Raw genomic sequence first — 13,287 nt, 5'->3', positions numbered from 1 at the left:
GCACTCGCCACGGTCGTTATCCCTCGATGACGGCGCGGTATCCCGCCGCATCGAGGATGGCGTCGAGCGCCTCGGCGAGAGTTGCCTCGTCAGCGACCTCGATCTCCACCAGCCAACCCGAGCCGTACGGGTCAGAATTGACCAGATCGGGTGATGCGTCGAGTTCGTCGTTCACCGCCGAGACGGTGCCGTCGAGCGGACCGAAGATGTCGGAAACACTCTTCGTCGATTCGACCTCGGCGAAGGATTCACCTGCCTCGACGACAGCGCCGACCTCGGGCAGCTGCACGAAGACCACATCGCCGAGCGCGTCCTGGGCGAAGTCGGTGATACCGATTCGCACAAGCGTCGGCCCCTTCTTCTCCACCCACTCGTGTTCTGCGGTGTAGCGGAAGACTTCGGGTACCTTGCTATCGGTCACGTCTCAAACACCTTTCTCCTCGGTAGGAACTGTAGTGCGGTGGGCCGGCATCCGCCGCAAGACGAGGATCGTCTGATAGGCGTACAGGGCAAACGACCAGAGGTACAGCGCGACACCCCAGATCATGAATGCCCACCCGATCGGATAGCAGATCGTGCCGACCACCGAATCGAACTGGCCGGCAAGGATCCACGGGAACGCACTCATCAGCGCGAAGGTCGCCGCCTTGCCGATGTAGAGCACCGGCAGGGCAAGGATCCCCCTGCTTCGCAGCAACGGCGCGGTGGCGAACAGGGCGACATCACGAAGCACGATCACGGCGATCAGCCACCACGGCAAGAACTCCCGGATGCCGAACGCGACCGGGATGATCACGATGTACAGCCGATCCGCCGCCGGGTCCAGGAGAGCCCCGATCCGCGACGACTGATTCAGCAACCGCGCCAACTTGCCGTCGGCCCAGTCGGAGAAACCGGAGAACATCAGCACCGCGAACGCCCAGCCGTCCGCCTCCTCGACCAACAGCAGCCAGACGAACACCGGGATCAACAGCAGCCGCAACACGCTCAGCGCGTTGGGTACGGTGACAATCCTGTTGGGGACAATTCCGTCGGGCGCAGCCTCGTCGGGGACGCCCGTGTCCGGCGCAGTGTCGGACAAGATTTCAGACCTTCGCAGCGGTCACCGGAAGATTCCGATGATGCCCTGCAGAGTCTTCGCGCCGCCCGACGAGAAGAGGTTGTCGTGGACCATGTAGGTCCAGGTGGTCAGTGAGCGGTGGAGATCCGCGGTCCCGAGGTCGACCCCGTCGTTCGTGATCTCCGCCTCCAGGAACGTCTTGCGCGCCTCGGTGACCGCGTTGGCGGGCAGGTCGGCGAACTCGGCGAGGATGAGGCGGTGGAATTCGTCGAGCGGACTCTCCTTGCCGATGGCCCGCAGGTGGATGCTGGCGCGCACATCGGAGACAAACGCGAGGTGATCGGCCCACGCCCGGTCCAAGTGGTAGAGCATGATCTCGCGCGCCGCCTGAGCGAGTACGTCACGATCCACGGGTTCGGCAGCCGGCGTTGACTTCTCCTCGTCGGCAGCGTCGCCATCGGAGGCGTCGCTCTGGGAATCTGCGCTCTGGGAATCTACGGTCACGAAATCGTCGGCGCCGGAAGACGAGTCGTCGGATTTGGCGTCTGTCTTCGTTTCCTCGTCGGCCTTGCCGTCCGTGTCAGCCTTCGAGTCCGTGTCAGCCTTCGAATCCACGTCGGCCGTCGAATCCACGTCGGCCTTCTTGTCCTCGACCTTTTCGCCGCTCAGCTCCGCATAACGCTCGGGCTCGAGGTCGGCGAGTTCGTCGATCGCGGTGTCGGTGGTCAGCACCTTCATCCGGCGCTCGACCACGATCTCGCGCTGCTGATTGACCAGCTTGTTGTATCGCCATGTGTTGGCATGCAATTCGAGCATCACGCCCTCGGCGACACGCTGAGCCTGCTCTATCAGGTCGATACCCTTGCCACCCATCGAGCCATCGTCGTTGGGCGAGACGGGATCACGCTTGAATGCGAGGTTTCGGGTGACGACGGGATCTTCGAGGCTCGAGAAGAACACCGACACCCCCGGGTCGCCCTGTCGTCCCGCGCGGCCACGCAACTGAAGGTCGAGGCGCTCCGTGTCGTGGCGCCCGGTGCCGATGACACAGAGACCGCCGAGTTCGACGATCTCGTCGCGTGCCTCCTCGTCGTCGTGCGAGCCGCCGAGCCGGATGTCGGTGCCTCGACCGGCCATCTGTGTGGACACGGTCACCGCATTCTTGGTGCCGGCCTCCGCGATGATCTTCGCTTCCTCGGCGTCGTTCTTCGCGTTCAGGACCACCGAGGACACGCCCGCCTTGTCCAGGAAGTAGGCGAGTTCCTCGGACTCCGCGACATCGTGCGTGCCGATCAGGATCGGCTGCCCCGTCTCGTGGATCTCCTTGACGTATTCGACGATGGCCTCGACCTTGTTCGCCTTGGTGTCGTACACGCGGTCGGGCAGATCGTCACGGATGTTCTCGGAGTTCGGCGGAATCTGCGAGATGCGCAGTTCGTAGAACTGACGGAACTGCTCGCCGGCGGCCACCGCGGTACCGGTCATGCCGCACACCTTGGGGTAACGGCCGACCAACGCCTGCACGGTGATCGTGTCGATGACCTCACCGTCACCGGTCTGGGCGAGCCCCTCCTTGATCTCGACCGCGGCCTGCACTCCGTCGGGCCAGCGCTGGAGTTGCGCCACACGACCACGCGACGCATTGATCAGGTGCACTCCGCCGTCGCGCACGATGTAGTGAACGTCGCGCTCGAGGAGATAGTGGGCGTGCATCGCGACGTTGACATGCACCAGCGTCGTGCCGACATGCTCCTCGTCGTACAGATTGATACCACCGAGTTCGGCCTCCACGAACTCGGCGCCCTCGTCGGTGAGCGTCACGTTGCGGCCGTCGGAATCGACGTCGAAGTGCTTGTTCTTCAGACGGGAGACGACGTCGTGGATCGCCTCGTCGGGCACCTCGGTCTCCGTCGATCCGGCCAGCACCAGCGGGATGAGAGCCTCGTCGACCAAGACGGAATCGGCCTCGTCGATGATGGCGACGTCGGGCTTGGGCGAGACGAGGTCGTCGGAGGTGAGGGCCAGCTGATCGCGCAGGACGTCGAACCCGATCTCGTTGACCGACCCGTAGGTGACGTCGCCGTTGTAGGCGCGTTTGCGTTCCTCGCGCGTGGAGTTCTCCGAGACCGCATGCACAGTCATCCCGAAGATCTCGAAGAGCGGCTTCATCCAGTCCGCGTCGCGCGTGGCCAGGTAGTCGTTCACCGAGATGACGTGCACCTGATGGCCGAGCTGGACGTAACCGACGGCGGCGATCGCACCGGCCAGCGTCTTGCCTTCACCCGTTGCCATCTCGATGACGTCGCCTTCGAGTAGGCGGAGCGCACCCTGGAGCTGCACATCGAACGGTCGCAGGCCGATGGAACGTTCCGCGGCCTCCCGCGCCAGCGCCAGGAATTTGGCCCGATCGCGGTCATTCGACGCGATCTCGAGCTTCTCCACTTCGCGCACGAAATCGTCGTCGTCGAGGTCGGCAGCCCAGTCGGCATGGGTCTCGGCGTCCTTGATCACGCCCACCGACTTCGACTGGTTCCGTGTCGACTGCGCCCCGAGCAGTCGCCACATGCTGTTGGTCAGCTTTCCCACCGAACACTTCTCCTGATCAATCGTCGGCCATCTGCAACCCACCTACGGCACCGGTGTCATGCGACACGAGCCGCGACGAGAACATCGTCAACGGTACGCGGCCGCTGGTCAGTGCTCGTCGGCGACATTAGAATTCCTCTGCACCGTGGGTATCCGGCGGCGCGATTGCGGCGACGAGACCGTTCCCAGCGCCTGCCCTTGGAGGGGGTTCGATGCCATCGAGACCAGCGACACCATCGAAACGGACCACAGTTCGGGTGGTTCGCGCCGCGATCGCCGGCTTGCTCATCGCGCTGGGCATCGGGCTGGGCGCGTTCAACGCCTGGTGGGTGGCACTGTTCATCGGCGTACCGCTGGTGTTCCTCGGTGTCGCGATCGGCCCTCGACCGTCGCGCATCTCCGAGCTCGGGATCTTCCGCCGGGGCCCTGATCGCAATGCGGTGGCGGTCCACGTGCACGCGCTCACCCGCAGCAGTCTGGCAACCGAGGACCTGCAACCGACGATGGTGAGCGCGACGGTGACCCCGCGCGACGACACGGAATACGAGGCCCGCTGGATCACCTCGATGTCCAAGGGCCATTTCCAGGCCCTGACCGCCCAACCCTTCACCACGATGCCGCCCGGCGAACTCCCCGCCCGTCGGAGCGGCGACGACGTGCCCGAGTTCGACGACCAGCCCGGACGCTGGGCCGTCATCTACCCCGCCGTCACCGTCGTCGCCCTGCTCGCTCTCCTGTTCGGTGTGGGACAGGCCTGGCACGTCGACGCCAAGCTTCCGTCGATCACCAAGGCCCTCGACCTCGGCGACGAGAAATCCGACTACACATCGCAATTACGCACAGCGCTCGAAACCATCACCGACGAGTTCGGACAGTCCGGTGCCGACAACATCCTGAGCATCCGCCTCTACGACACCCCCAGTTCGGATTATGCAACCGTCTTCGACCCGAACACCGGTGAGACGACCAACATCTGGATCGACGCGGCTCGAAAGTCGCCGACCACCGACACCCGCCGCAAGCCGAGCACCTTCACCGCGGCCGAACTCTCGTCGACCGACCTCACGTCGGTTGTGAACACGATGACGCGCCAGATCTCCCGGTTCGGCGGCGACACCGAGATCAGCAGCATCGACATCGAACGGCCCCGCAACGGCGACACCATCAGACCGGTGCTGATCAACGCGGACTTCGACGGCAACACCAAGATCGGAATCTCCGGCGTCACCATGCAGGCAACGCCCGACGGGACCGTCGCCGAATTCTTCGACCCCACCGATTTCGCCCGCTCGTTCGAGCTCATGCGGGCGGCACTGCTCAATGCGCGCATACCGCTCGACGATCCGGTGCTGACGCAGTTCAAGATTCGATCGTTCGCACCTGGAACCCCTTATGTGGGAAGCGCATTCAACAGCGGCGGCGTCCGCGTCGAATACAGGATGCCCACCCGCTACGGCGACCTCGAGATCGCTCCCGGACGGTTCCCGGAACTCACCGAGTACAAGGGTCGGAACTCAACTGACGGCTTCGCCTTCACCGACGTCTCGCTGCCGGTGTTCGAATCCGTCCGCGGTCAGGCGATCGCACGCGGGCAGGTTCCGCCCTACGACCAGGACGCGATCGATATCGAAATGCACGACCCGCCCTTCTTCGACGCCGACGACGCACAGGAGGCGGGCGGGCCACCCAGCCAATGGGCAATCAGCGTCAAGATCGCCAATGTCGCTGCGGCCGAAGGGATTTACTCCACTCAGGGAAAGTTCCTGCACGACGAGGCGTTCTAGTGTCGCGACATTAGTGTGTTGGCTCGCCGGCCTCGATCGCACGGCGCGTGACGGCTTTCAGTTCTTCGACTGCGGCTTCCGGAGGCCGCAACCCGCCTCGGTCGGCCATCGAGGTGACGATGTCACGGACCCGCCCGTAGTAGGTCGCCTGCTCGGCCGGTGTGGTGCTGCTGGCGGCATGCCGGTACAGCTTGAGCGCGGTGTCGAGATCTTCCTGGTCGCCCGGCTCGAGATAGCCCGAACCGACCTTCTTTCCGTAGGCCTCACAGGCGATCCAGGCGCGACGCAATGCGGCCACCGACTGCTGATAGGCGTCGGCACGGGATCGACTGCCGGGATAGCGATCGGTGCGCAGGGCGGTCGCGTCGTCGAGCGCCAGGTGAAAGTTCTGGGTCGTCTCGACGGTCACGTCCGTGATCGCCGGATAGCGCAAGAGGGCCGCGGGGTCGAGTTCGTAAGCGGCGTAGTCGCTCAGGACCTTGTCGTGACGCCGAGTGGCCTCCTCCCAGAGCCTCTCGGCAGCCTCGTCGGTGCCCGCATCGGCAATCCGCGGTCCGGGCGTGTCCTTCTGGTCGAACTCCTGTTCGCCAGACGTGGCCTTCCCGGATTCCCGCTTCTTCTCCGTCCGCTGCTTGGACGCAACCCTCTCGGGTGCTTGTTTTCGTAGCCGCCCGATCACCTCTGCCGCCGCCGGATCCGAGTCGATCACGGCAACCTTCCAGGTGTCCTTGCCGTCGACGTCGAAAACCATCGTCAGATGTTTCGCCCCGCGGACCCGCAGATCGCGGCCATCGCCGGACGATCCCGCGGTGGTGGTGTCTGCCGGACCTCCCAGGCTCACCGACACCAGACTGGTCAGGGGGTAGCCGGCGAGCTGATGATCCTCGTCGCCGACGTACACGGTGTCGTCGTCGACGGTGAGCAACACCGCTCCCCGGTCACCGAGGCGACCGAACGCAGCGACACCCAGCGAGACGGCGATCAACGCCGCGACCACCGTCGCCGTGACGATGCCGGACACATTCGCAATATTGAGGATCACCAGCGCGAACAACCCGAGCAGCATCGACAACCAGGCCGCCGAGGCGGCCCGATGATGGCGATTTGTCAGGTATTCAGTGCGGCAAGTGACCGAAACCATGCGAGTACCTCCGCTCACCCTCACCTCGGCCGAAGCGGTCGGCTACCGTTGTTTCCGTGAGTCTCCGCGCGCAAACTCGGCATGCCCGATCCCATCGAGTCCGGCGCCGCCCCAGCTTACGTGGCAGCGCCCGTCCTGGTGCCTCGTTGTTCGCGGCCTTCTGTCTCGGCTTTGCCGCCCTCGCGTTCGGCGCGTTCGGATCCGGTGGCGCGCACGCTGCGCCGGCTCCCCTGCTCGGCAAGCACTATTCATCGACGGCCGTCACCGGCACTCCCATCCCCGGGGGCGGACCGCTCGTCATCGACTTCCCGAGTGCTGGGCGTATCGCGCTCACTGCGGGCTGCAATCGACACATCGGTTCGGTGCGGATCGAAGGATCCACGATGCGGATCGGGCCGCTGATGTCGACCCGCATGGCGTGCCCGGGCCCGCGGGCCGGCGCCGACGCGTGGCTCGCGAACTTCACCAAGGCGCCGTTGAACTGGTATTCCGTGGGCCAAGCGCTGGTGCTGACGGGTCCGACCAATCAGGTATTGCTCACCGAAGGAGACTCATGACACCAGCACCTGCCGTCGTCACCGTGACGGGTGCCGCGGGCAGCATCGGCTACGCCGCGCTGTTCCGGGTTGCCGCGGGCGCCATGCTCGGTCACGACCAACCCGTTGCGCTGCGCCTGCTGGAACTGCCGCAGACCATCGCGGCGACCGAAGGCACCGCGATGGAACTCGAGGACGGCGCCTTCCCACTCCTGACATCGATCGACATCACCGACGATGCTCGACGCGCCTTCGACGGGGCGAATTTTGGGTTGCTGATCGGCGCCAAGCCGCGCAGCAAGGGCATGGAACGAGCCGACCTGCTGGCCGCCAACTCCGACATTTTCGCCCGCCAGGGGGCGGTGATCAACGACGTTGCTGCGCAGGACATCCGCGTGATCGTGGTCGGCAATCCCGCGAACACGAACGCAGCGGTCGCCGCCGCTCACGCTCCCGACGTTCCGTCGGAACGTTTCACGGCGCTCACCCGCCTCGACCACAATCGCGCCATCGCCCAGCTCGCCCGGCACACCGGCACACCGGTGGCCCAGATCAGTCGGGTTTCGGTGTGGGGCAACCATTCCGCAACCCAGTACCCCGACATCTTCCACGCCCGGGTGGGCGATCGCACCGGCGCCGAGATCGCCGAAGACCGCGACTGGCTCGTCGACGACTTCATCCCGACCGTCGCCAAACGCGGTACGGCGATCATCGAGGCACGCGGTGCATCGTCGGCCGCCTCGGCCGCCAACGGAGCCATCGACCACGTCCACGATTGGGTGCTGGGTTCACCGGACGGCGACTGGACGTCGGCAGCGCTGCCCTCCCCCGGTGTCTATGGCGTACCCGAGGGGTTGGTGTGCTCGTTCCCGGTTCGCGCGGTGAACGGCGAGTGGGAGATCGTCGAGGGTCTCGACATCAACGAGTTCTCCCGTGCGCGCATCGACGGCTCGGTTGCCGAGTTGCAGTCCGAGCTCGACGCGGTGGCTGCACTCGCGGATAGCTGACTCCCACACCGGATCCGCGCCGGAGCGCCTAAACTCGCTCCATGGCAAAAAAGGGCAGCGGCTCCAAGAAGGACACCTCGAAACCCGCGAAGATCCCCAACAAGATCTACGAGGCCGAACTTTTCCGGCTACAGACCGAACTGGTCTCGATGCAGGAGTGGGTCCGAGAGACCGGTGCACGCATCGTCGTCATCTTCGAAGGACGCGACGCAGCCGGCAAGGGCGGCACCATCAAACGCATCACCGAGTACCTGAGTCCTCGCATCGCACGGGTCGCGGCGTTGCCTGCCCCGACCGATCGTGAACGCGGACAATGGTATTACCAGCGCTACGTGGCTCACCTGCCTGCTCCCGGCGAGATCGTGCTGTTCGATCGATCCTGGTACAACCGTGCCGGAGTGGAGAAGGTGATGGGCTTCTGCACCCCCGAGGAGCACACTCGCTTCCTACGTCAGACCCCGATCTACGAGCAGATGCTCATCGACGACGGAATCCTGCTGCGCAAGTATTGGTTCTCGGTCTCCGACGAGGAGCAACTCCGACGCTTCCGCTCGCGGATGACCGACCCGGTGCGTCAGTGGAAGCTCAGTCCGATGGACCTCGAGTCGGTGTACCGCTGGGAGGAGTACTCCCGCGCCAAGGACGAGATGATGGTGCACACCGACACCGCGATGAGTCCCTGGTACGTCGTCGAATCCGACATCAAGAAGCACGCCCGCCTGAACATGATCTCGCACCTGCTGTCCACCATCGACTATCACGCCGTACCCCGACCCGAGGTGACATTGCCCAAGCACCCGATCGAGAGCGGCAACTATCACCGCCCGCCGCGGTCGTTGTCGAAGTACGTACCCAATCACGTCGACCAACTTCTCGGCGGTGACCACTGAACCGGTGAGTGCCCACGGATTCGACGGCATGTGGGTCGGCTTCTGCGAGTTCGACTACCTGCTCGGCGATGTCGGCTCGCTCAAGCACAAACGGTCGGTGATCCGCCCGATCGTCGCGGAACTCAAGCGTCGGTTCGAGATCACCGCGGCCGAGGTCGGTCACCTCGACGTTCACCGCCGAACGTCGATCGGCGTCGCTGTCGTGTCCGCTGATCGCGCTCACGTGGTGGACGTACTCGATGCCGTCGAACGGCATGCAGCTGCTCGCCCGGAGGTCGAGTTGCTGTCCGCACGCCGACGCGTCATCAATGCGGCCGACGTCTGAAGTGTAGAGCCCCGTCCGCTTTCTGAGGTGGGTCGGACCCTCAGCCGGCGGGCGCGGACACGATCCCCGCGGCGACCGCGGCCTCCCGGTATGCGGCGGCAAGGCTCTGCACCGTTTCGTGCGCGTTGAGACCGCTCGGATTGGGCAGCACCCACAGCTGCGCGCCACCCAACGCCCCGTCCTGTCGTCCGCTGACCGCGCGCCGATCGTCAAAGGCGGTGCGGTAGGCCGTGATTCCGAGGATCGCCACCACCCGCGGGGCGACCTGCGCGATCCTGCGACGCAACTGCTCACCGCCCTCGCGCAGTTCGGCGGCGGTCAGCTCGGCTGCGGTCGCGGTGGCTCGCGCGACGATGTTCGTGATACCGACGCCGCGGTCAAGGAGGAGCCCTCGGTCCGCGTCGGAGTACCCGTGCGACGCGTCGATCAGACGGTCGACAATGCCGGCCTGCACCAACGCGGGGTAGAACCGGTTGCCCGGCCGTGCGAAATGAGCCCCGGTCGCTGCTGTCCACAGTCCCGGATTGATTCCGACCATGAGCAGCCGGCAGTCGTCGCCGACCAGGTCGTCGACTTCCTCACCCGTATGAGCGAGCAGTTCGGCCCGCGTGAAACCCACTCGTTCAACCCTCTTCGCAGTCGGTGTCCTCTCACTCGGACGTTACGTCACCCGGCACCACCTCAGAAGCACCGCCGCACTTCGTCGGGTATGCCCGAGTGCCCGGCGGGATTACACTCAGCGGCGATGACCCGGCCCTCGTACACAGTTCTCGGTGGACTCGGCGCGCAGATCGATGCCGCGGCCGTCGAACTCGGCACGCGCAAACAGCGGATGACGCTTGCCCAACTGATCCTGGCCGAGGGCGCACCGGTGAGTGCCGACCGCCTGATCGTCGGCGTCTGGGGCGACGCACCCCCGGATCGGGCGGAAGTGTCTCTGCAGGCGTACATCTCGGGTCTGCGCAAGGCACTCGAACCCGATCGCAAACCGCGCGCACCGTCCACCGTATTGCTCACCCATGGTTCGGGCTACAGCCTGCCCACCGACGACGACCAGGTCGACGTGCGGCACCTGGTCACCCGGATCACGCGTGCACGCGAACTCCTCCGGCACGACGACCCGGCCGGCGCGGCGGCCCTGCTGCGCGAGGTCCTCGCCGACTATCGTCCCCTGCTACCCGAATTCGAGGGTCTCGGGTTCCGCGACGAGGCCGCCGCACACCTCGAGCGGTTGGTCGACGCCGCACGCGAACTCTCCTTCGAGGCCCGGATGGCGATCGGCGACCACCGGCTCCTTCTATCCGAACTCGAGCAGGCGTTGCAGCGCTCGCCTCTCGATGAGGGTCTGTGGGTGTTGCTCGCGACCGCACGCTATCGGCTCGGGCGGCAATCCGACGCGTTGGGCGCCATCGCCGAGGCGCGACGCATCCTCGCCGACGAGATCGGCGTCGATCCCGGTCCGCGCCTGCGTCAACTCGAGCGCGACATCCTCGACCACGCACCACATCTCGACGCGCCGGTATCCTCGACGCCCAGCCCAGCCACACAGTCCCGTGATTCGGCGGTCCCGACCGCCCAACCGGACGATGCGGAGGGCGACGCGGCAGCGACCCCGGCGGCGTCGAATCTGGTGGGTCGCACCGACGAACTCGCGGCCCTGCACCGCGCCGTCCTGATGTCGTTGGCCGGGCCGGGCGGCGTGGTGGTCGTCGAGGGGGAACCCGGCGCGGGCAAGACCGCGCTGATCGATGAAGCCGCCAAGCGCGCGTTGCATGCCGCAGACCTGAGCGTGCTGTGGGGACGCTGCGTCGAAGACGTGGCGGCGCCGTCGATGTGGCCGTGGGTCCAGATCCTGTCGTCGGTCCTTGCGCGGCTGGATCCGGACGATCTGCCCGTCCTCCTCGACAGCGATCTGGGCCGGATGGTCACCCAGGGCGCCAACGTGATCCCGCCGCCGCGCGAAATGCCCGACGCGGCCGCACGATTCCAGTTCTACGATCAGGCCGCAGATCTACTGGACCAAGTCGCCCAGCGCAGGCAGTTGATCATCGTGCTCGACGATTTGCAGTGGGCCGACGGCGCGTCCCTGGAACTGTTCGCGCACATGGCAAACCGCCGGACGTCCGGGGTGACCTTCTTCGCCTCGGTCCGCAGCGCAGCGTCACTGCGACCCGTCGTCGAACAGACATTGGCAACCCTCGCTCGCTTACCCGAACACCGTCGCCTCGAGGTCGGTGCGCTCGGAGCCGACGACATCTCCGAGTTGATCCGCCGCGAGACCCGGGAATGGCCGACGGTGAACACCGTGGATTCGATCGCCAAACGCACCGGCGGCAATGCCTTCTTCGTCCGTGAGCTCGCGCTGATCCTCGCCGACCGCGGATCGATCGCCGACAACGCGGTGCCCTCGGGAGTCCGTGACGTGGTGCGGCAACGCGTGCGCGACATGCCCACCGACACTGCAACTCTGCTCGATGTGGCCGCGTCGATCGGCAGTCGTGTCGATGTGGCCCTGCTCGCCGATGCCGCCGGCCGGGAGATCGACGGCACGCTCGAGTCGCTGGAAGTGGCAACGGCCGCGGGCGTGATCGAGAGCGACCCAGACGATCCGTTCGGATTCTCCTTCACCCACGACCTCATCCGTGAGGCGATCGTCGCGGGGATCGGCTCGGTCAGGAGCCGTCGAATCCACCTCGCGGTCGCCGACGCACTCGATCGCACCGGCTCACCGAACCGCATCACGCGAGTGGCACGGCACCTGTGGGCGGCAGGACCACTCGCAGACCGCGCACGAACGTCGGCGGCACTACTCGCCGCGGGCCAACTCAATCTGCGCACATACGATTTCGAGGGCGCCGTCCGGAATCTGACGGACAGCTCAACCCTCGCCCGCGCGATCGGCGACGAACAGGCCGAGATGTCGGCCATCACCATGCGACTCGCCGCCGACGTCGCACAGAACGGATACTTCTCGGCCGACCACGCACTCACCGAACGGGCGCGCGAGCTCGCCGAACGACTCGGCGACGAGCGGCTTCTCGCCAATCTCGATTACGCGCGATGCGCTGCGCACCTCCAGATCGCCGACGTCGCCACCGGACATCGGCTCGCCGAGGATCTGCGACGCAGGGCGCAGGGTTCCGACGACCCGACCGTCGTCCATCTCGCCATGCATGTCAGTGCGATCGATGAGTTCAACCGCGGCAACATCGGTGCGGCACACCGGCTTCTGGAACGCTACGCACCGCTCGATACCGACGTGGACGGGATCCGACCCGACCAGATGATCCTCGCCCGTGGCTTTCGCGCCTGGGCGGCGACGCTCCACGTGGACGCGACGACCGGCCGTGAGGAGTTCCGGGCGATCGACCTGCGCCAGACCGATCCGGTGGGGCGGCTGGGCGTTGCGATTTTCGCCGCGAGCGCGGCGGCGATGATCGGCGACACCTCCTGGGCCGCCGATGCAGGCCGACGCCTTCTGGACGCGAGCGGCCAGGGCCCCCTCGAGTATCTGCGCAACGGCGGTGAGCACATGTACTGGTGGGCGCGCGCGATGCAGGGTGACGTCGAGGAGGCATTGGCCGCGATCGACCGGCTCACCACACCCAACGACCAGGCACGGACCGGCGCGGGCTTCTGGTACGGGCTCTATGCGGAGATGCTGGTCGCGGCCGATCGCCTGATCGACGCCGGCGCCGTGCTGGCGGAGGCCGAGTCGTTTGCGGATATCACCGGCGAGCGTTACGCCGACGCCCATCGACTACTCGTCGACGCCACTCTCCAACGGGCGCGCGGAGCAGACAACCCGTCGATCAGCACACTCCTGACCAGGGCACGGGGCGTCGCCGTCCGGCAGGAATGCACCGAGCTCGTCACGCGTATCGATCGGACCGCGAGCTCCTGGGGCTGTTCGGCCGGCTGATCGGCAATCGACGAACGCCACCCACTTGGCGTTTGG

At 66.0% G+C, this 13,287-nt stretch carries 11 protein-coding genes; 6 read left to right on the top strand and 5 right to left on the bottom strand.

The window, feature by feature from the left end:
- Positions 1-16: 16 nt before the first annotated feature.
- The 3 genes from gcvH to secA2 all read right to left on the bottom strand — a co-directional run bounded on the left by gcvH (position 17) and on the right by secA2 (position 3,646).
- Positions 17-421: a glycine cleavage system protein GcvH gene (gene gcvH / locus ACWDTF_RS18260; protein ID WP_240857166.1), complete on the bottom strand. Its 405-nt coding sequence runs from the start codon at positions 419-421 to the stop codon at positions 17-19.
- A 3-nt stretch (positions 422-424) separates the two neighbouring features.
- Positions 425-1,027 (bottom strand): CDP-alcohol phosphatidyltransferase family protein, encoded by a 603-nt coding sequence (locus ACWDTF_RS18255; RefSeq protein ID WP_240857201.1) that lies wholly within the window; start codon positions 1,025-1,027, stop codon positions 425-427.
- Between the two features lie 75 nt (positions 1,028-1,102).
- Entirely contained in the window at positions 1,103-3,646 is a 2,544-nt protein-coding gene (gene secA2 / locus ACWDTF_RS18250) for an accessory Sec system translocase SecA2 (protein ID WP_433254765.1), read from the bottom strand.
- 212 nt (positions 3,647-3,858) lie between these two features.
- On the opposite strand from secA2, the gene ACWDTF_RS18245 reads away from it, so the two are divergent.
- Positions 3,859-5,430, top strand: a complete 1,572-nt coding sequence (locus ACWDTF_RS18245) for a hypothetical protein (protein WP_433254768.1) — start codon at positions 3,859-3,861, stop codon at positions 5,428-5,430.
- A 10-nt stretch (positions 5,431-5,440) separates the two neighbouring features.
- On the opposite strand, the gene ACWDTF_RS18240 is transcribed toward ACWDTF_RS18245, so the two are convergent.
- Positions 5,441-6,571: a hypothetical protein gene (locus ACWDTF_RS18240; RefSeq protein WP_240857169.1), complete on the bottom strand. Its 1,131-nt coding sequence runs from the start codon at positions 6,569-6,571 to the stop codon at positions 5,441-5,443.
- A 146-nt stretch (positions 6,572-6,717) separates the two neighbouring features.
- Here ACWDTF_RS18240 and ACWDTF_RS18235 point away from each other — a divergent pair, with 146 nt between their 5' ends.
- From ACWDTF_RS18235 to ACWDTF_RS18220, 4 genes are read left to right on the top strand one after another with little or no spacing between them, the layout of a single operon-like run.
- Positions 6,718-7,128 (top strand): META domain-containing protein, encoded by a 411-nt coding sequence (locus ACWDTF_RS18235; protein ID WP_240857170.1) that lies wholly within the window; start codon positions 6,718-6,720, stop codon positions 7,126-7,128.
- Positions 7,125-8,114, top strand: coding sequence for a malate dehydrogenase (locus ACWDTF_RS18230; protein WP_240857171.1), 990 nt, complete (start codon positions 7,125-7,127; stop codon positions 8,112-8,114). The genes ACWDTF_RS18235 and ACWDTF_RS18230 overlap by 4 nt, the downstream gene beginning before the upstream one ends.
- 41 nt (positions 8,115-8,155) lie before the next feature.
- The gene (gene ppk2 / locus ACWDTF_RS18225; protein WP_240857172.1) at positions 8,156-9,004 is read left to right on the top strand and encodes a polyphosphate kinase 2; all 849 of its coding nucleotides are present in this window, start codon (positions 8,156-8,158) and stop codon (positions 9,002-9,004) included.
- Between the two features lie 28 nt (positions 9,005-9,032).
- The gene (locus tag ACWDTF_RS18220) at positions 9,033-9,329 is read left to right on the top strand and encodes a DUF503 domain-containing protein (RefSeq protein ID WP_449754804.1); all 297 of its coding nucleotides are present in this window, start codon (positions 9,033-9,035) and stop codon (positions 9,327-9,329) included.
- Positions 9,330-9,369: 40 nt separating this feature from the next.
- On the opposite strand, the gene mug is transcribed toward ACWDTF_RS18220, so the two are convergent.
- Positions 9,370-9,948, bottom strand: a complete 579-nt coding sequence (gene mug / locus ACWDTF_RS18215; protein ID WP_449754798.1) for a G/U mismatch-specific DNA glycosylase — start codon at positions 9,946-9,948, stop codon at positions 9,370-9,372.
- 126 nt (positions 9,949-10,074) lie between these two features.
- Here mug and ACWDTF_RS18210 point away from each other — a divergent pair, with 126 nt between their 5' ends.
- The gene (locus ACWDTF_RS18210; protein WP_355272914.1) at positions 10,075-13,251 is read left to right on the top strand and encodes a BTAD domain-containing putative transcriptional regulator; all 3,177 of its coding nucleotides are present in this window, start codon (positions 10,075-10,077) and stop codon (positions 13,249-13,251) included.
- The last annotated feature ends 36 nt before the right edge of the window (positions 13,252-13,287 follow it).

Source organism: Gordonia sp. NPDC003422 (genome assembly GCF_053588675.1).
This window is presented reverse-complemented; position numbering and strand designations above follow the sequence as displayed.

What these genes read in the sequence shown, in the direction of transcription:
- ACWDTF_RS18240 (WP_240857169.1), bottom strand. Translation starts at nt 6,571, where the DNA reads ATGGTTTCGGTCACTTGCCGCACTGAATACCTGACAAATCGCCATCAT.
- ACWDTF_RS18245 (WP_433254768.1), top strand. Translation starts at nt 3,859, where the DNA reads ATGCCATCGAGACCAGCGACACCATCGAAACGGACCACAGTTCGGGTG.
- ACWDTF_RS18230 (WP_240857171.1), top strand. Translation starts at nt 7,125, where the DNA reads ATGACACCAGCACCTGCCGTCGTCACCGTGACGGGTGCCGCGGGCAGC.
- ppk2 (WP_240857172.1), top strand. Translation starts at nt 8,156, where the DNA reads ATGGCAAAAAAGGGCAGCGGCTCCAAGAAGGACACCTCGAAACCCGCG.
- ACWDTF_RS18220 (WP_449754804.1), top strand. Translation starts at nt 9,033, where the DNA reads ATGTGGGTCGGCTTCTGCGAGTTCGACTACCTGCTCGGCGATGTCGGC.
- ACWDTF_RS18210 (WP_355272914.1), top strand. Translation starts at nt 10,075, where the DNA reads ATGACCCGGCCCTCGTACACAGTTCTCGGTGGACTCGGCGCGCAGATC.